We start from the raw sequence: 18,206 nt of genomic DNA on the forward strand, positions 1-18,206 counted from the left end.
TTCCCGATCAACAAAACCGCAATACACTTTTGCCGGGAATGCTTTTGATTCGTCTTCACAATACCCTTCCGACGAATCCAGGTGAAGCATGTTGCGCGCAAAAAGAAAGACTGGACAGCCTGTCAACTGTCCAGTCTCAACATGTAGTAGAATGCTTAACCGATGGTTAATATCTGTAGTGCTCGGACTTGAACGGGCCCTGTGGAGTGACGCCGATATAGGCTGCCTGTTCCTCAGAAAGCACAGTCAGTTTCGCACCCAGCTTGTCGAGATGCAGGCGCGCGACCTTCTCGTCGAGATGCTTCGGCAGAACATAGACTTCGTTCTTGTAGGCTTCCGGACGCGTGTAAAGCTCGATCTGGGCCAACACCTGATTGGTGAAGGAAGCCGACATCACGAAGCTCGGATGGCCGGTCGCATTGCCGAGATTAAGCAGGCGGCCTTCCGAGAGAAGGATCAGGCGCTTGCCGTCCGGGAACTCGATGAGATCGACCTGCGGCTTGACATTGGTCCATTTAAGGTTGCGCAGAGCGGCAATCTGAATTTCGTTGTCGAAGTGGCCGATATTGCCGACGATGCACATGTCTTTCATCTTGCGCATGTCGTCCAGCGTGATGACGTCCTTGTTGCCGGTCGTGGTGATCACGATATCGGCGGTCGGGGCGGCATCGCTGAGCGTCACGACTTCAAAGCCGTCCATGGCAGCCTGAAGGGCGCAGATCGGATCGACTTCCGTCACCTTGACGCGGGCGCCAGCACCGGCCAGCGACTGGGCAGAGCCTTTGCCGACATCGCCATAACCGCAGACGACGGCGACCTTGCCAGCCATCATCACATCGGTGCCGCGACGGATACCGTCGACCAGCGATTCCTTGCAGCCATATTTGTTGTCGAACTTCGACTTGGTCACGCTGTCATTGACGTTGATCGCCGGGAAGGGCAGGAGACCCTTCTTCTGCAATTGATACAGACGATTGACGCCGGTGGTGGTTTCTTCCGTCACGCCCTTGATGGCGTCGCGCTGCTTGGAGAAGAAGCCCGGCGTTGCAGCCATGCGCTTCTTGATCTGCGCGAAGAGAACTTCCTCTTCTTCCGAACCGGGATTCGACAGAACGTCTTCACCGGCTTCGGCGCGCGCGCCGATGAGGATATACATGGTGGCGTCGCCGCCATCGTCGAGGATCATGTTGGACGGCTGACCATCCGGCCACTGGAAGATCTGGTCGGTATAGGTCCAGTATTCTTCAAGGGTTTCGCCCTTGATGGCGAAAACCGGCGTGCCGGTGGCGGCAATAGCCGCAGCGGCATGGTCCTGCGTCGAGAAGATGTTGCACGATGCCCAGCGCACATCGGCGCCAAGCGCCTTGAGCGTCTCGATCAGAACGGCGGTCTGGATCGTCATGTGCAGCGAACCGGAAATGCGCGCGCCCTTTAGCGGCTGCGTCTTGCCGAATTCCGCGCGCGCAGCCATCAGGCCCGGCATTTCGGTTTCGGCAATGTCGAGTTCCTTGCGGCCCCAGTCGGCCAGGCTCAGATCCTTGACGACGAAATCTTGGCTTGCGGTCATCGCGTGCTCCAATCAAAAACAATTCCGACAGGGCAGTGAACCCGGTTCGGAATGGCGTTGTAGACATGGTTCAGGAGCGGAATATTGTCGATAGAGGCCGCTCCGGCTGCCGCTTTGACTAGCAGATCGCGGGGCGAAGCACAACTTCATATAAACAAATCTTTATACGTGCATATCGAACTGGGAACGAGAGGTCGGTTGAACGACGGTCAGCATTCCTCGCCGAACTTGTCGGCAATCAGCACCTGCAAGGCGTCGAGCACGGCTTCGGCCTGTTCGCCCGAGGCGCTGACCTCGATGCAGCAGCCGGGCGAGGCGGCCAGCATCATCAGCCCCATGATCGAGGTGCCGCCAACCGTCATGCCGTCCTTGGACACGCGGACATGCGCGTCATAGCCATCGACGAGCTGGACGAACTTGGCTGAGGCGCGAGCGTGCAGCCCGCGCTTGTTGACGATCTCAATCGACCGGGAAATGGCAGTTTCGGGATCGTATTCGCCCGTAACCGTGACGCTGGACGGCATAGATTACTTTCCTGTCAGAACCTGACTTGCGACATTGATATATTTGCGCCCGGCATCCTGCGCCTCGCGAAGCGCAGTCTTGATATCGCCCCCGATCCGCACGCTCGAAAGCTTGATGAGCATCGGCAGATTGACGCCTGCGATGACTTCAATCTTGCCTTCCTGCATGACCGAAATGGCCAGATTGGATGGAGTTCCACCGAACATGTCGGTCAAGATGATGACGCCGCTGCCATTTTCGGCGCGTTCGACAGCTTCGACGATATCGCGCCGACGCTGCTCCATGTCATCTTCCGCACCGATGCATACGGTTTCAAAATTATCCTGCGGGCCTACCACATGCTCAACGGCATGAAGAAACTCTTCGGCCAGCCTTCCGTGCGTAACAAGCACGAGTCCGATCATACTATAAAAGCTCCCGTCGCGCGCCCGCCGCATCACCCCGCCAGATGATCAGTTGACGCCTGCTTTGTTCCAGTACGATCACTCCAAAAAACCTGTCGCGTTTTAAGGATCATACTGCAGCCGGAACCATGCCGGCGAGTTGTGCATCTTGGCAGGGCAAATCCTGATAGCAAGTGAAAAATCTCTACCCTGCCTTGAAAAAAGCAAAATGCCGCAGAGGTGTGAAATCTTCATCGAATCGAAACCATCATCGGCTCAGCGATTCTCCGGCGACCATCGTTCGTAGAATAAAGTAGCCTCTATCGCCCGCGAAAGCGCGTTGGAATCGCCATTTGACGACAGGGACGGCAAAAGCAGACGCGGCAGATCGATCCCTTCAAAGCTCCACATTCCCCCGCCGGGATAGCGTTCCGCTTCGTCGCGCGCCACGAGCCAGATCACCTGCTCAAGCGTCGTACTGGCGGCGAAGGGCACCTTGAACAAGCCAGCGCCGCGAATCTCGACACCGCCCGCGAGGGCCGCCGGTGGGCTCGCGATCAGGCGATTGTCTTCGGCGCGCAGCATCGTGCGATCGTCGCTGACAAGCGCCGCCTCTTCGCCACGAAGGGTGGCGCGCTCCACCAGTGTCAGCGCCAGCTCGGTCTTGCCCGCGCCCGAGCGGCCCATGATCATCACGCCCTTGCCGCGCAATTGCACGGTCGTGGCATGGAGACCGCTTTTGGCTTCTTCCGGAGTCATGCGCTGGCCGGCAGATCGACGATGAAACGGGCGCCCTTGAAGTGATCGGGCTTGGCCGGATCCACAATATTCTCGGCCGTCAGCGTGCCGCCATGGGCTTCGATGATCTGGCGGCTGATCGACAGACCAAGGCCGGAATTTTGACCGAAAGCCTCCGATGCCGGGCGATCCGTGTAGAAACGCTCGAAAATCCGCTCGATATTCTCAATCGGAATGCCCGGTCCATTATCCTCGACGAGTACACGCAGACGACTGCCTTCGCCCTGCAGCGTCACCACGATACGGCCCGTATCCTCCGGCACAAAGGAGCGCGCATTTTCAATGAGGTTGCTCACCACCTGGCCGAGCCGCAGATCATGGCCCGCGACATAGAATGCTTTTTTGCCTGCGGGCAGCTTGCCGGTATTGAAGACGATCTCGGTGCCGACCTTGTTGCGGCGCACTTCGCGCGCGGCAGTCACAAGGTTGGTCAGCAGCGTCTTCATATCGACGCGGTCGATATGTTCACGCGCAAGTTCCGCATCGAGGCGCGAAGCATCCGAAATATCGGTGATCAAGCGGTCGAGACGGCGCACATCATGCTGGATTATGTCGAGAAGACGCTTGCGCGATTCCTCCGACTTGGCGAGGGGCAGGGTCTCCACCGCGCTGCGAAGCGAGGTGAGGGGGTTCTTCAGCTCGTGACTGACATCGGCGGCAAAGCTCTCAATGGCTTCGATACGCGTATAGAGCGCGTCCGTCATCTCGCGGATGGAGGTGGAGAGATGCCCCACTTCGTCCTGACGTTCCGAGAAATCGGGAATTTCAACACGGCTCTTGACGCCATGGCGGACACGGTCCGCCGCAGCTGACAATTTGCGCAGCGGACTTGCAATGGTCGATGCGAGGAAAAGCGACAGGATCACCATGACGAGCGCGACGACGCCGAACACGCGGAAGACCGCCATGCGCTCGCCCTGCACGATCTTGTCGATATCGTCGCCCTCGGTCGACAGAAGCAACACGCCCAGAATGGCGCGCGAGCGCTGGACGGGAACCGCGACCGAAACCACCAGTTCGCCCTTCTCGTTTCGCCGCTGCGCCGTTTGCGGGGAACCCGTCAGCGCCTTGACGATCTCGGGGAAGGCAAGACCGTTACCGCCCGGCTGTTCCTGATAAATGGGCAAGCCGCCGCCAAAGAAAAAACCACTGAACCATTGGCTGAAACGCTCCCAAAGGCCCGGGGTCTCACCATCGATCGGCGGTAGGGGATAACTCAGCACCGGGCTGGATGACGGGAAGCTCGACGAATAGAGCGCACGAGAATCCAGCAGCAGATTGGCGTAACGGTCATAGATACGCGCCCGCGTGCTCGTCGGCGAAATCAGCCGGCGCAACAGCGGCGAAACCTTTTCCGGATTGATCGGGAATTCCCAATTGTCAGGAGAATCGGGCGAGGGGGTCAGGCTTTGCCCGGCTTGCAGCTCCAGAAGCTTTTCCGGATCGACCATCAGCGAGTTGGTATCGACCGTTGCCGAGGCCGAAATGGCCGCAGCGATGATCTTGCCCTGCGTTAGAAGGCTTTCAATCTTGGCATCGATCAGCCCCTCGCGGAACTGGTTCATATAGAGAATGCCGGAAACCAGCACGCCGAGCGCCGCAAGATTGAGGAACAGGATGCGGCGCGTCAGGCTCGAAAAGAGATACTGGCCAAGAAACTTGCGGAAGGGCGCAAACAGGCGACGCCAGAACACCGAGCGCTGCCGCCGTGCCCTGCGCTCGCGCAGGTTCGCTTGCAAACTTGCCTGCAAACCCGCCTTCTGGCTTTCGTTCCGGGTCTCTGCGACCATCTCGCTTCTGTTTACTCACATTGGATCAATGCCGGGCGATGCCCGGCATTGGTAACCTTGACCTATCAAGCCTCGCGGAAGCGATAGCCGACGCCATAGAGCGTTTCGATCATCTCGAAGTCGTCGTCAACCACCTTGAACTTCTTGCGAAGGCGCTTGATGTGGCTGTCGATAGTGCGATCGTCCACATAGACCTGCTCATCATAGGCCGCATCCATCAAGGCGTCACGGCTTTTCACGACGCCGGGGCGTTGCGCCAGCGAATGCAGGATGAGGAATTCGGTGACCGTCAGCGTGACAGGCTCGCCCTTCCAGGTACAGGTATGGCGTTCCTGATCCATGACCAGCTGGCCGCGTTCCAACGACTTGGACGGCTGCCCCGCAGGCTTGGCCGTACCATCGCGGGCTGCGACGCGGCGCAGAACCGCCTTGACGCGCTCCACCAGCAGACGCTGCGAAAACGGCTTGGTGATGAAATCGTCCGCGCCCATCTTCAGACCGAAGAGTTCATCGATCTCGTCGTCCTTCGAGGTCAGGAAGATGACCGGGAGATCCGACTTCTGACGCAGGCGGCGCAGAAGCTCCATGCCATCCATGCGCGGCATCTTGATATCGAAGATCGCAAGATTTGGCGGGCGCGCCATCAGACCGTCGAGTGCGGAAGCGCCGTCGGTATAGGTTTCAACCCGATAGCCTTCCGACTCCAGCGCAATGGAAACGGAGGTCAGAATGTTACGGTCATCGTCGACCAGCGCAATTGTCTGCGTTGCCGAGGCTTCCTTCATGCGGACCTTTCTCCTTCATGTTTTGCCATGACATCTCCCATTTGGGGCATTCCCATCGGGGTTTTGCCATCTGGCATTCCACCCGGCGCAACCGGCTGGAGGGCGGTTCGATCATCGAGCGCCTGATTTGCACATCGATCTTATTATAGTGATGCAGCTTGTGCAGTACAAATTAGGTACAAAATGTGGCAGCGCCGTAAGAAGCCGTGAAACACGCTTTCGCGAATCATTCTTTGGTTAATGCACCCTTTGGTTGTATTCCACATATAGTACACGCGAAAACGCTATAATTAAACGATTTAAAAAAAATTCAAAATTTTTAAATCGATTAAATATTTGAATTGCCTCAATTAATCTGTTTCTGACTGCCATTCCTCCGAGAACGGAAAAACGGAGGCCCGATTCATTTGTCAAACCAAGATGGCGGAGACACCATGAGAGAGACCGGCATTCACAATACGGCCGCTTCCATTGCCACTTCGGGACTGAAGGAACTCTCCGCAGTCTTTTATAATCTCGGGCCAGCCCGACTCTATGAGGAAACTATCCGTCGTGGCGAAGCCGAACTGACGGCACAGGGCGCGCTCGTTGCCCGTACCGGCCAACACACCGGTCGTTCGCCGAAGGACAAGTTCGTGGTCCGCGACGCCAATACCGAAGATCAGGTCTGGTGGGACAACAACAAGCCGATCACGCCGGAAGCTTTCGAGCTTCTCTATGCCGATTTCATCGAACATGCGAAGGGCAAGGAGCTTTTCGTTCAGGATCTCATCGGCGGCGCGGATGCTGACAACAAGATCAACGCCCGCGTTGTAACCGAATATGCCTGGCATTCGCTGTTCATCCGCAATCTGCTGATCCGTCCGGCCCAGGAAGAGCTTGCTTCCTATGTGCCGGAAATGACGATCATCGATCTGCCGTCCTTCAAGGCCGATCCGGAACGTTATGGCGTGCGCACCGAAACGGTGATCGCGGTCGACCTGACCCGCAAGATCGTGCTGATCGGCGGCACCTCCTATGCGGGTGAAATGAAGAAGTCGGTCTTCACCGCGCTCAACTACATTCTGCCCGCCAAGGGCGTGATGCCGATGCATTGCTCGGCCAATGAAGGCCCGAACGGCGACACCGCCGTGTTCTTCGGCCTGTCCGGCACGGGCAAGACCACGCTTTCCGCCGATCCGACGCGCACGCTGATCGGCGACGACGAGCATGGCTGGGGCGAACATGGCATCTTCAATTTCGAAGGCGGCTGCTATGCCAAGACCATCCGCCTTTCCGCCGAAGCGGAGCCGGAAATCTATGCCACGACGCAGCGTTTCGGCACCGTGCTGGAAAATGTCGTGCTCGACGCTAACCGCCAGCCGGATTTCGACGATGGCTCGCTGACCGAAAACACCCGTTGCGCCTATCCGCTCGATTTCATCCCCAATGCATCGAAGACGGGCAAGGGCGGCCAGCCGAAGAACATCATCATGCTGACCGCCGATGCTTTCGGCGTGATGCCGCCAATCGCCAAGCTGACGCCCGCGCAGGCCATGTACCACTTCCTGTCCGGTTACACGGCCAAGGTCGCGGGCACGGAAAAGGGCGTTACCGAACCGGAAGCCACCTTCTCGACCTGCTTCGGCGCGCCGTTCATGCCGCGTCACCCTTCGGAATACGGCAATCTGCTGCGCAAGCTGATCGCTGAACACAAGGTCGATTGCTGGCTGGTCAACACGGGCTGGACCGGTGGCGCTTATGGTACCGGCAAGCGCATGCCGATCAAGGCAACCCGCGCGCTTCTGGCCGCCGCTCTCGACGGCTCGCTGAACAATGCCGAATTCCGCATCGATCCGAATTTCGGCTTCGCCGTTCCGGTGGAAGTGCCGGGTGTGGATACGTCCATTCTCGATCCGCGTTCGACCTGGGCCGACAAGGCCGCCTATGACGCACAGGCCAAGAAGCTGGTCGATATGTTCGTCACCAACTTCGAAAAGTTCGAACGTCACGTCGATCACGAGGTCAAGGACGCAGCACCGGCAATCCGCATCGCTGCCGAATAAAATCGTTCAGAGATACTGAGGAGGGAGAGAGCCCGGCCCGCGCGCCGGGTTTTCTTTTGTCCTCAATTCGGTTCCCCGCCTTGGCGCGCATGACTTTTCTGCGCATGTCCTTGCCCCAAAACCGCTTCGCACTTTTGGGGAGCATGGCTTTTTCGGCGCATGCCCTTGTCCCAAAACCGCTTCGCACTTTTGGGGGCATGCGTGTACCGGGTTTTCTTTTGTCCAACCGAACCGAAGCGTGTATGCCTTCTCTCATGGAAGAGAACCGCAACATCATCCGCATCACCAATCGCCTGACGATCCGCGAGGACGATCTGGAGGAAAACTTCATTCGCGCCTCAGGTCCCGGCGGACAGAACGTCAACAAGGTTTCGACGGCGGTGCAGCTGCGTTTTCATGCGGCGCAATCGGGATTGCCCGAAGATATTCTCACGCGCCTTTTCAAGCTGGCCGGTCAGAAAGGCACCAAGGACGGTGACATTCTCATCGAAGCCAACCGCTTCCGCACGCAGGAGCGCAACCGAGAAGACGCCCGCGAACGGCTGATCACTTTGATCGCCAAGGCCGCCGAGCCGCCACCGCCGCCGCGCAAGAAGACCAAGCCCACCAAAGGCTCCGTCGAGCGCCGCCTGAAGGCAAAATCAGGCCGCGCGGACATCAAAAAGGGGCGCGGCAAGGTTTCCTTCGACTGAAACACCGCCTCCAGACCGAAATTCCAATCCCGACAAGACCGCATGAGCAGGGGAAACGCATGACCACGAAACTTTACGATCTCGAAACCAGTCACGGCAAAATCGCGGTGCGCGAAAGTGCGGGCGAGGGCGCGCCCCTGCTGATGATCCATGGCAATTCGAGTGCGAGCGCGATCTTCCAGAACCAGCTCGAAGGCGAAATCGGCAAGAAATGGCGCGTGATCGCGCCCGATCTGCCGGGCCATGGACAGTCCGGCGACGCCATCGATCCCGATCGCAGCTATTCCATGGAAGGCTATGCCGACGCCATGACGGAAGTGCTGGAAAAGCTCGGCGTGGCCGATGCGGTGGTTTTCGGCTGGTCGCTCGGCGGCCATATCGGGCTTGAGATGATTGCGCGCTATCTCGGCATGCGCGGGCTGATGATCACCGGCACGCCGCCGGTCGCCCGCGAGGAAGTGGGGCAGGGCTTCAAAAGCGGCCCCGACATGGCGCTGGCCGGACAGGAAGTGTTTTCGGCCCGCGATGTCGAATCCTATGCCCGCAGCACCTGCGGCGAACCGTTTGAAGGCTCGCTGCTCGATATCGTCGCCCGCACGGACGGACGCGCACGGCGCATCATGTTCGAGAAGTTCGCGGCTGGAACCGGGGACAACCAGCGCGATATCGTGGCGGCAGCAAAGCTGCCCATCGCCGTGGTCAATGGCCGCGACGAGCCCTTCGTCGAGCTCGACTTCGTGTCGAAAGTCCGCTTCGGTAATCTTTGGGAGGGTAAAACCCACGTCATCGACAATGCCGGTCACGCCCCTTTCCGTGAAACGCCAGTGGTATTCGACGCCTATCTCGCGCGGTTTATCGAGGACTGCACGCGATAGGACCAAGGAAAAGGCCGGGTTTCCCCGGCCTTATTCATATCTTCCTGAGGGCGACCTCTTCGATCAGATGGTCGCTGCCCTTGCGCAGGATCAGATCCGCGCGCGGGCGGGTCGGGAGAATATTCTCATTGAGATTGCGCAGATTGATATTCTGCCACAGACCTTCGCCGATGGAGCGGGCCGCGTCTTCCGAAAGCTGCGAATAGCGATGGAAGAAGGATTGCGGATCGCGGAAAGCCGTTTCGCGCAGGCGCATGAAACGGTCGATATACCATTTGTGAATCAGTTCCGGATCGGCATCGATATAGATCGAGAAGTCGAAGAAATCCGAAACGAACGGCACCATCTTGCCGTCTTCCGGCAGATCGCGCACCTGAAGGACATTGATGCCCTCGAAAATCAGAATGTCCGGCTTGTCGACGATCTGGTAATCGTTCGGCAGCACGTCATAGCTCAGATGCGAATAAAGCGGCGCGCGCACATGGCTCATGCCCGCCTTGATCGCCGACAGAAAGCGCAGAACAGCGCCGATATCGTAGCTTTCCGGAAAACCCTTGCGCTCCATCATATTCTGCTCGCGCAGAACGGCGTTGGGATAAAGGAAACCGTCGGTCGTCACCAGATCGACCTTCGGGCTTGAAGGCCAGCGGGCAAGCAGTTCCTTCAGGATACGCGCCGTGGTGGACTTGCCCACCGCGACCGAACCAGCAACGCCGATGATGAAGGGCGTCTTGAAGGATTCCTCCATATTGAGGAATTGCTGGCGCTGGCGAAACAAAAGCTGGCTTGCCTCGACATGCGCATAAAGCAGTCGCGACAGCGACAGATAGATGCGCCGAACCTCATCGAGATCGATGGGATCGCCCAGCGAACGCAACCGCTTGACCTCTTCATAGGTCAGGGTGAGGGGAGTATCCGCGCGAAAACCGGCCCATTCCTCTGCCGAAAAGAAACGGTAGGGCGAGTAACGCGACGGCGTTAGCTGGTCCACTTTTTCCCACATATTGTCGCTGCTCTCCCTCAACGCCAATTCTAAACTCACAGCTTTCAATTCGCTTTGCATTTACGCTTTCGGACGACCCGCCTTTTCCTCAAGGCCAGTCTGCGCCGTGCGGCGTTGCAACTCTGCAAGAACCTCATTGAGTGGCACATTTGCAATCTTGAGAACCACCAGCAAATGATAAAGCAGGTCGGCGCTTTCCGTGACCACTTCAGCGCGATCGCCATTCACCGCTGCAATGACCGTTTCCACCGCTTCTTCGCCAAGCTTTTTGGCGGCTCGCGTCTGACCTTTGGCGACAAGACTTGCCGTATAGGACGATCCGTCGGTCGCGCTGGCGCGTTCGGCCACGATGCGTTCAAGGTCTGCGAGCGTAAACTGGCTCATCGGGGTTCCTCCCGTCATTTATAGTCTGTTCAGCGAACCGGATCGAGCCGCATCGGAATGCCAGCCTCGGCCATATAGCGCTTCGCTTCCCCGATCGAATAGGTGCCGAAGTGGAAGATCGAAGCGGCCAGCACGGCCGTCGCATGACCGTCGCGAATGCCCGCCACCATGTGGTCCAGATTGCCGACACCGCCCGAAGCGATCACCGGCACGCGCACGCTGTCGGCCACTGCGCGGGTCAGCGCCACGTCGTAACCGGCCTTGGTGCCATCGCGGTCCATCGAAGTGAGCAGGATTTCGCCTGCACCCAGATCGACAACCTTGCGGGCGAATTCCACCGCATCGATGCCGGTGGTCTGGCGACCGCCATGGGTGAAAATTTCCCACCGGTCGGCTTCGCCTTCGCCCGAAACCTTCTTGGCGTCGATGGCAACGACGATGCACTGATTGCCGAACTTGTCCGCCGCCTCGGCGACGAATTCCGGGTTCTTCACCGCCGCCGTATTGATCGACACCTTGTCGGCGCCAGCCAGAAGCAGCTTTCGTATATCGGCAACCTGGCGCACACCGCCACCAACAGTCAGCGGCATGAAGCACTGTTCTGCCGTGCGAGCCACCACATCGAAAATTGTCTCGCGATTGTCCGAAGACGCCGTGATGTCGAGGAAGCACAATTCGTCCGCGCCCGCCGCATCATAAGCGCGGGCGGCTTCCACCGGATCGCCCGCATCAATCAGATCGACAAAGTTGACGCCCTTGACGACGCGACCGTCCTTCACATCGAGACAGGGAATTACGCGTGCCTTGAGCGTCATACTGTTGCCCTCAACAATGTCAGCGCTTCCGCCGGGTCGATGCGACCGTCATAAAGCGCACGGCCTGAAATCGCGCCTTCGAGCTTGCGCGCATCCGGCGCGGCCAGACGCCTGATATCGTCCATCGAGGCAAGTCCGCCCGATGCGATCACCGGAATGGAAACTGCCTCGGCGAGCGCCAGCGTTGATTCCCAATTGATCCCGGCCAGAACGCCGTCGCGGTCGATATCCGTATAGATGATGGCGGCGACACCGGCGCCTTCAAACTTCTTCGCAAGTTCAATCACGCCAAGCTCAGACGCTTCCGCCCAGCCTTCAACGGCGACCTTGCCGCCCTTGGCGTCGATGCCGACAGCGACCTGGCCCGGAAAGGCCTTGCAGGCTTCGATCACCAGCGCAGGATCGCGCACGGCAACCGTACCGAGAATGACGCGATGCAGCCCCTTGGAAAGCCAGCTTTCAATGTGCTGTAGCGTGCGAATGCCGCCACCCAGCTGCACCGGGTTTTTGGTGGCCTTGAGGATTGCTTCAACCGCAGCACCATTGACGCTTTCGCCCGCGAAAGCGCCGTTGAGGTCGACCACATGCAGCCATTCAAAGCCCTGATCTTCAAAGGCTTTGGCCTGCGCAGCTGGGTCGGTGTTGTAAACGGTGGCCTGATCCATGTCGCCGAGCTTCAGGCGCACGCATTGACCGTCTTTCAAATCGATGGCGGGAAAAAGGATCATGTCTTCAAGGCTTCCATTTCAGGAAATTGGCAATGAGCGAAAGGCCGAGCAGCTGGCTCTTTTCCGGGTGGAACTGGGTTCCCACCATATTGTCGCGACCGACAGCGGCGGTAACATCGCCACCATAATCCGTCACGGCCAGAACCTCGTCCGCCTTCTTCGCGTCGAACATATAGGAATGGACGAAATAGGCATGCAAACCGTTCTCGCCGGTCTTAATGCCGTCAAAAATCGGATGCGCCTGATGCGATTGTTTCACGTGAATCCGATTCCAGCCGATCTGCGGAATCTTCAATGTCGGGTCAGACGGCGTCATTTCGCGCACATCGCCCGCGATCCAGCCGAGGCCTTCGGTCACGGTCTTTTCCAGTCCGCGCTCGGACATCAGCTGCATGCCGACGCAGATACCGAGAAACGGACGGCCCTTCTGGATGACAACCTCATCGAGCGCTTCAACCATGCCAGAGACAGCATGGAGACCGGCACGGCAATCGGCATAAGCGCCAACGCCCGGCAGCACTACGCGGTCGGCAGACGCCACCCGCGCGGCATTCGCCGTCAGTTCGATTTCGGCATTGATGCCGCTTTCGCGGGCGGCACGCTCAAAGGCCTTGGTGGCCGAGCGAAGATTGCCGGAACCATAATCGATTATCGCAACACGCATGTTCAGTTTTCTCCGCGATGACCCACGAAGCCGATCGTGGAGCCAGTAGAGGAATAAGTGGGGCGCAGGGACGCCTTGTCCCATCTATGGGCCGAAACCGGCACCGATGCAGGGGCAGGCTTTTCCGCGATCATGGTTTGAGGCACGGCACGCCCGAAGAAATAACGGATTTCCGCCTCGTCAAGATTGTCGGCATCGATTGCCGCCCGTTCGACATAGCCCTGACGCTTCAGTTTCGCGATTTTCCAGTTCGCGCCTTCAAAGGCGACGAGAAGCGAAACAATCAGCGTCAGCAGGGGAACCGCATCGGCAATGCCGAAATAACTCCCGGCAAAACCGAGCAGAGCCGTGACACCGAGAAGAGCGAATGCCTCGAACCAGAGGCGCTGCGCCAGAAGCCAGACAAAGGGGAGAACCAGCGCCAGAACATGGAAGCCATCACGCACGAACACGGAATGTTCAACGCTCGACCTGCTGCGCTTCTTTTTTGAAGACGCTTCGGTCGGTTCCAGAACGACGAACTGGGCCATGAATTATCCCTTCAGCGACCCCTTGGTGGAGGGGATTGCATCCTTCTGGCGCGGATCGGTTTCCAGCGCCGTGCGCAGAACCCGGGCCACCGCCTTGAAGATCGACTCGGCGATATGGTGATTATTGGCGCCATAATGGTTGTTGATATGCAGCGTAATGCCTGCATTCATCGCAAAGGCCTGGAAGAACTCGCGCACAAGCTCGGTGTCGAAAGTGCCGATCTTAGCCGTCGTGAAATTGACGTTCCACACCAGATAAGCGCGGCCCGACACGTCGACCGCCGCTCCGGTCAGCGTATCGTCCATGGCGAGATCGAGCGAGGCATAGCGCACGATGCCGCGACGTTCGCCCAAGGCTTTGGCGACGGCCTGACCGAGCGCAATACCGGTATCCTCAACGGTGTGATGATCGTCGATATGCAAGTCGCCCTTGGCCATGACGCGCATATCGATGAGCGAATGTCGCGAAAGCTGCTCGAGCATATGATCGAAGAAGCCTACACCGGTGGTGATGTCGAACTTGCCGACGCCATCCACATCGACAGAAACGGCAATGCTCGTCTCTTTCGTGGAGCGTTCGATACTTGCCTTGCGGGTGCTTTCAGCAGTCATAAGCGGTCCTCATTGGGTACTGGAGGCGTTCTAGAACAGCTTGCCCGCTTTGCCAAATGCTTTTGCCGATCCGACTAACAGCAATCCGGCATTTGCAATTCAGTATTTGCAATTCAGGGGGCTGTTCTTAAATATCCACATTGAAACGCGATTCATCCGGCAAGATGACCGGCGGACGCGGTTCACCCTCAGATGAAGGGGCTTGTGGGATCGCCGTTCGGGATTGCATGAGCCGCCAAAGGAGCATCCATGATCGAACACAATCCCACAACGATTTACGGCACGACCATCGTGACAGTTCGCAAGAACGGCAAAGTCGTGATTGCAGGCGACGGCCAGGTCTCGCTTGGCAATACCGTCATGAAGGGCAATGCGCGCAAGGTTCGCCGCATCGGCAAGGGCAATGTCATTGCCGGTTTCGCCGGCGCCACCGCCGACGCCTTCACCCTTCTCGAACGCCTCGAAGCCAAGCTGGAGCAATATCCCGACCAGCTCATGCGCGCTTCGGTCGAACTCGCCAAGGACTGGCGCACCGACCGCTATCTGCGCCGCCTCGAAGCCATGATGCTGGTTGCCGACAGCAAGGTGACGCTGGCGCTCACCGGCACCGGCGACGTGCTTGAACCGGAACATGGCGTGATGGCCATCGGTTCAGGCGGCAATTATGCGCTGGCCGCGGCCCGCGCGCTGATCGACACCGACAAGTCGGCGGAAGAGATCGCCCGCAAGGCGATGGAGATCGCAGCCGATATCTGCATCTACACCAACCACAATATTCTCGTGGAAAGCCTGGACGCAGAATGAGCTCGCTTGCGCAGGTCACCAAACCGAGTGCACAACGCTGGGCCCTGGGCGTCCTGATCGTCATCGCCATCGTCGTGGTGCAAGCCATCTGGCTGCATCTCGACGGGCGGATCGCCATGTGCGAATGCGGAACCATAAAATTATGGTCGGGTTCGCTGAAATCGGAGAACTCGCAGCATATAGCCGACTGGTATACGCTGTCGCATATCATCCATGGCTTTCTGTTCTACTGGCTGTTCACGGTCATCGCGCCCAAAGCCCCGCTCGGCTTGAGACTTGCGGCTGCGGTCGGCATCGAAGCGGTGTGGGAGCTGGTCGAAAACTCGAATTTCATCATCGAGCGCTATCGCGCCAATACGTCCTCCGTGGACTATTTCGGCGACAGCATCGTGAATTCGGTTTCCGATACGCTCGCCGCCGCGCTCGGCTTTCTGATCGCAGCAAAGCTGCCAACCAAAATCACCGTCGCCATCGCGCTCTTCTTTGAAATTCTGGCGCTGATCGTCATTCGCGACAATCTTACGCTCAACGTGATCATGCTGCTGCATCCGTTCGAGTTCATCAAGCAGTGGCAAAGTGGGTTGTAAAATGAGTAACTTCTCTCCCCGTGAAATCGTTTCGGAGCTTGACCGTTTCATCATCGGCCAGAACGACGCCAAGCGCGCCGTGGCCATCGCCTTGCGCAATCGCTGGCGCCGCCAGCAACTCGAAGGGCAGATGCGCGAAGAGGTCATGCCGAAGAATATCCTGATGATCGGACCGACCGGCGTCGGCAAGACGGAAATCTCCCGCCGCCTCGCCAAGCTTGCGGGCGCGCCTTTCGTCAAGGTCGAAGCCACCAAGTTCACCGAAGTCGGCTATGTCGGCCGCGACGTGGAACAGATCATCCGCGACCTCGTTGAAGTCGCCATCGGGCTCGTGCGGGAAAAGCGCCGCGAAGACGTGAAGGCCAAGGCGCATCTCAACGCCGAGGAACGCGTTCTGGAAGCTCTGGTCGGCAAGACGGCAAGTCCGGCCACCCGCGACAGTTTCCGCAAGAAGCTGCGCAATGGCGAGCTGGACGACAAGGAAATCGAAATCGAGGTCGCCGATACCGGATCGAACCCGAATTTCGAAATCCCTGGCATGCCGGGCGCCAATATCGGCGTGCTCAACCTGTCGGACATGCTTGGCAAGGCGATGGGCGGGCGCACCAAGACGCGCAAGACCACGGTGAAGGATTCCTATGCGATCCTCGTCAATGATGAATCCGACAAGCTGCTCGATCAGGACCAGATCGTGCAGGAAGCGCTGCGCGTCACCGAAGACGAAGGCATCGTGTTCATCGACGAGATCGACAAGATCGCTTCGCGCGAAGGCGGAGGTGGGGCTGGCGTGTCACGCGAAGGCGTCCAGCGCGATCTGCTGCCGCTCGTCGAAGGCACCACGGTTGCGACCAAATACGGACCGGTGAAGACGGATCATATCCTCTTCATCACCTCCGGCGCGTTCCATGTGTCGAAACCGTCCGACCTTCTGCCGGAATTGCAGGGCCGCCTGCCGATCCGCGTCGAGCTTTCCGCTCTGACGCGCGAAGACTTCCGCCGCATCCTCACGGAAACGGAGGCAAGCCTGATCAAGCAGTATATTTCGCTGATGCAGACGGAAGAAGTGACGCTGTCCTTCACCGACGACGCCATCGATGCGCTTGCCGATATTGCGGTCGATCTGAATGCGACGGTCGAAAACATCGGCGCGCGCCGCTTGCAGACGGTGATGGAAAAAGTTCTGGACGAGATTTCGTTCACCGCTCCGGACAAGACCGGCGCAACCTTCACCGTCGACGCGAACTATGTGAAGGAAAAGGTGGGCGCTCTGTCGAAGAACACCGACCTGTCGCGCTTTATTCTGTAAACCGCGACAACGAACACTACAGTTGCTAATTCGTCAGGCCGTGGCGAAACGAGTGATTTTCGAGCACCGGAGCGGAGCGTACTTCAACGTACGTGAGCACCGGAGCACAGAAAATGCTCGTTGCAGACCGGCATCACGAAGAATGCAGCTGTAGTGCTAAGTGACCGGAAAGCCACGGCCACTGTCGCTTTCATGCTTCTAAAAAGAAACCCCTCGACTTGCGTCGGGGGGTTTTCTATTTTGCCCGCAAATTGACGATCCATTTACCATATTGGGACTGCTTCCACACAATGATGAGCAACAGTACACTGAACCGCATTGCTGGCTTTTGTTTCCGGGCCGTTTCCAATGCAAAACCGGTTTCCACTGTTGCTGGTGTTACCCTGGCCTTCATGCTTGCAAGCCAGAGCGCCTATGCCGTGACGGTCGTGCCGCCCGGCAACCGCAATGCGGAACAGCCGCCCATTCCCGGCGCTTCGGCCAAGCGCACGCGGGAACTGAGCACCACCTATGAGAAGAAGTACCAGAAGATCTATAATCTTCTGAAGAAAGACGCCTCGCTGCGCTCGAAGATCCGTTCGACCGCCGCCGCCTATGGTATCGATCCGATCCATATCGTTGGCGCGATTGTTGGCGAACACACCTATAATGTCGATGTCTATGACCGGCTCCAGACCTATTATGTGAAAGCCATGTCCTATGTGAATCAGGGCGTCAGCTTTGGCTATAATGGCGAAAGCATCGGGCAGTTCATCAAGCGGCCTGAATTTGCCGATTGCCTGAAATTCAAGGACAGCTATTCGCTGTGGTCCTGCCGGGAAACGGTCTGGAACAAGACGTTTCGCGGCAAAACGGTTGGCGGCAATTCCTATCCGAACAACCGTTTCAGCGCTGTCTTCTTCCAGCCTTTCTATGGCGGGCAGACATTTGGCCTCGGGCAGATCAATCCGCTGACCGCCTTGCAGATGACCGACATGGTGAACCGCGTTTCCGGTCTGCCGAAGCTTGACGCGGAAGACGGCAGCGCTGTCTACAAGACCATCATGGACCCCGATCTGACGCTGCCTTACATCGCGGCAACCCTGAAACAGTCGATCAATTCCTATCGCCAGATTGCCGGTTTCGACATTTCCAAAAATCCGGGCCTCACCGCCACGCTCTATAATACCGGCGGCGCAGACGCCCGTGCCCGCGCACTCGCAAATGAGAATGCAGGGCGTTCCGACCCGCAATTGCCGCAGGAAAATTATTATGGCTGGCTGGTCAACACCAAGCTAGACGAGCTGAAGGCACTGTTCTGATCAGGAAACCCA

At 58.2% G+C, this 18,206-nt stretch carries 20 protein-coding genes; 7 read left to right on the forward strand and 13 right to left on the reverse strand.

The genetic code is table 11. The features are described 5' to 3' along the window. Window positions 1-166: 166 nt before the first annotated feature. The 6 genes from ahcY to JAU75_RS07575 form a co-directional block, all read right to left on the reverse strand. Window positions 167-1,567, reverse strand: a complete 1,401-nt coding sequence (gene ahcY / locus JAU75_RS07550; RefSeq protein WP_199055890.1) for an adenosylhomocysteinase — start codon at window positions 1,565-1,567, stop codon at window positions 167-169. 209 nt (window positions 1,568-1,776) lie between these two features. Next, complete coding sequence (locus JAU75_RS07555; protein WP_199055891.1) at window positions 1,777-2,091, reverse strand: HPr family phosphocarrier protein; 315 nt, start codon at window positions 2,089-2,091, stop codon at window positions 1,777-1,779. 3 nt (window positions 2,092-2,094) lie between these two features. Next, entirely contained in the window at window positions 2,095-2,496 is a 402-nt protein-coding gene (locus tag JAU75_RS07560; RefSeq protein WP_109370045.1) for a PTS sugar transporter subunit IIA, read from the reverse strand. Window positions 2,497-2,751: 255 nt separating this feature from the next. Continuing rightward, window positions 2,752-3,234, reverse strand: coding sequence for an HPr kinase/phosphorylase (locus JAU75_RS07565; RefSeq protein ID WP_199055892.1), 483 nt, complete (start codon window positions 3,232-3,234; stop codon window positions 2,752-2,754). Continuing rightward, a complete protein-coding gene (locus JAU75_RS07570) occupies window positions 3,231-5,063 on the reverse strand; it encodes a stimulus-sensing domain-containing protein (protein WP_199055893.1) in 1,833 nt (610 codons plus the stop codon). Before JAU75_RS07570 ends, JAU75_RS07565 begins: the two co-directional genes overlap by 4 nt. 65 nt (window positions 5,064-5,128) lie before the next feature. Continuing rightward, a complete protein-coding gene (locus JAU75_RS07575; RefSeq protein ID WP_078337648.1) occupies window positions 5,129-5,848 on the reverse strand; it encodes a response regulator transcription factor in 720 nt (239 codons plus the stop codon). Window positions 5,849-6,282: 434 nt separating this feature from the next. Between JAU75_RS07575 and JAU75_RS07580 the strand changes: the two genes are divergently transcribed. The 3 genes from JAU75_RS07580 to JAU75_RS07590 all read left to right on the forward strand — a co-directional run bounded on the left by JAU75_RS07580 (window position 6,283) and on the right by JAU75_RS07590 (window position 9,460). Next, the gene (locus tag JAU75_RS07580; protein WP_199055894.1) at window positions 6,283-7,893 is read left to right on the forward strand and encodes a phosphoenolpyruvate carboxykinase; all 1,611 of its coding nucleotides are present in this window, start codon (window positions 6,283-6,285) and stop codon (window positions 7,891-7,893) included. A gap of 242 nt (window positions 7,894-8,135) precedes the next feature. Then, window positions 8,136-8,585, forward strand: a complete 450-nt coding sequence (gene arfB, locus JAU75_RS07585; protein ID WP_199055895.1) for an alternative ribosome rescue aminoacyl-tRNA hydrolase ArfB — start codon at window positions 8,136-8,138, stop codon at window positions 8,583-8,585. Between the two features lie 59 nt (window positions 8,586-8,644). Then, window positions 8,645-9,460, forward strand: coding sequence for an alpha/beta fold hydrolase (locus JAU75_RS07590; protein ID WP_199055896.1), 816 nt, complete (start codon window positions 8,645-8,647; stop codon window positions 9,458-9,460). Between the two features lie 34 nt (window positions 9,461-9,494). On the opposite strand, the gene coaA is transcribed toward JAU75_RS07590, so the two are convergent. Genes coaA through hisB form a run of 7 tightly spaced genes read right to left on the reverse strand, consistent with a single transcriptional unit; the run spans window position 9,495 to window position 14,196 of the window. Continuing rightward, window positions 9,495-10,463, reverse strand: a complete 969-nt coding sequence (gene coaA, locus JAU75_RS07595; RefSeq protein WP_199055897.1) for a type I pantothenate kinase — start codon at window positions 10,461-10,463, stop codon at window positions 9,495-9,497. Between the two features lie 60 nt (window positions 10,464-10,523). Beyond that, on the reverse strand, window positions 10,524-10,847 hold the full coding sequence (locus JAU75_RS07600) for a phosphoribosyl-ATP diphosphatase (RefSeq protein WP_199055898.1): 324 nt from the start codon (window positions 10,845-10,847) through the stop codon (window positions 10,524-10,526). Window positions 10,848-10,876: 29 nt separating this feature from the next. After that, entirely contained in the window at window positions 10,877-11,662 is a 786-nt protein-coding gene (hisF, locus tag JAU75_RS07605) for an imidazole glycerol phosphate synthase subunit HisF (protein WP_078337642.1), read from the reverse strand. Next, window positions 11,659-12,390: a 1-(5-phosphoribosyl)-5-[(5-phosphoribosylamino)methylideneamino]imidazole-4-carboxamide isomerase gene (gene hisA, locus JAU75_RS07610; protein WP_199055899.1), complete on the reverse strand. Its 732-nt coding sequence runs from the start codon at window positions 12,388-12,390 to the stop codon at window positions 11,659-11,661. Before hisA ends, hisF begins: the two co-directional genes overlap by 4 nt. A gap of 4 nt (window positions 12,391-12,394) precedes the next feature. Next, window positions 12,395-13,054 carry an imidazole glycerol phosphate synthase subunit HisH gene (hisH, locus tag JAU75_RS07615; protein WP_199055900.1) on the reverse strand — a complete coding sequence of 220 codons (660 nt, stop codon included), beginning with the start codon at window positions 13,052-13,054 and terminating at the stop codon, window positions 12,395-12,397. A 2-nt stretch (window positions 13,055-13,056) separates the two neighbouring features. Continuing rightward, window positions 13,057-13,584, reverse strand: coding sequence for a DUF2628 domain-containing protein (locus JAU75_RS07620; RefSeq protein ID WP_199055901.1), 528 nt, complete (start codon window positions 13,582-13,584; stop codon window positions 13,057-13,059). A gap of 3 nt (window positions 13,585-13,587) precedes the next feature. Next, window positions 13,588-14,196, reverse strand: coding sequence for an imidazoleglycerol-phosphate dehydratase HisB (gene hisB, locus JAU75_RS07625; protein ID WP_199055902.1), 609 nt, complete (start codon window positions 14,194-14,196; stop codon window positions 13,588-13,590). Window positions 14,197-14,445: 249 nt separating this feature from the next. On the opposite strand from hisB, the gene hslV reads away from it, so the two are divergent. The 4 genes from hslV to JAU75_RS07645 all read left to right on the forward strand — a co-directional run bounded on the left by hslV (window position 14,446) and on the right by JAU75_RS07645 (window position 18,194). Beyond that, window positions 14,446-15,000 carry an ATP-dependent protease subunit HslV gene (hslV, locus tag JAU75_RS07630; RefSeq protein WP_199055903.1) on the forward strand — a complete coding sequence of 185 codons (555 nt, stop codon included), beginning with the start codon at window positions 14,446-14,448 and terminating at the stop codon, window positions 14,998-15,000. Then, window positions 14,997-15,587 (forward strand): DUF2585 domain-containing protein, encoded by a 591-nt coding sequence (locus tag JAU75_RS07635; RefSeq protein WP_199055904.1) that lies wholly within the window; start codon window positions 14,997-14,999, stop codon window positions 15,585-15,587. The genes hslV and JAU75_RS07635 overlap by 4 nt, the downstream gene beginning before the upstream one ends. A gap of 1 nt (window position 15,588) precedes the next feature. After that, window positions 15,589-16,893, forward strand: coding sequence for an ATP-dependent protease ATPase subunit HslU (gene hslU / locus JAU75_RS07640; protein WP_199055905.1), 1,305 nt, complete (start codon window positions 15,589-15,591; stop codon window positions 16,891-16,893). Between the two features lie 293 nt (window positions 16,894-17,186). Beyond that, window positions 17,187-18,194 (forward strand): DUF1402 family protein, encoded by a 1,008-nt coding sequence (locus tag JAU75_RS07645; protein WP_199055906.1) that lies wholly within the window; start codon window positions 17,187-17,189, stop codon window positions 18,192-18,194. The last annotated feature ends 12 nt before the right edge of the window (window positions 18,195-18,206 follow it).

It is taken from the genome of Ochrobactrum sp. Q0168, from assembly GCF_016427605.1.
Taxonomy (GTDB): domain Bacteria; phylum Pseudomonadota; class Alphaproteobacteria; order Rhizobiales; family Rhizobiaceae; genus Brucella.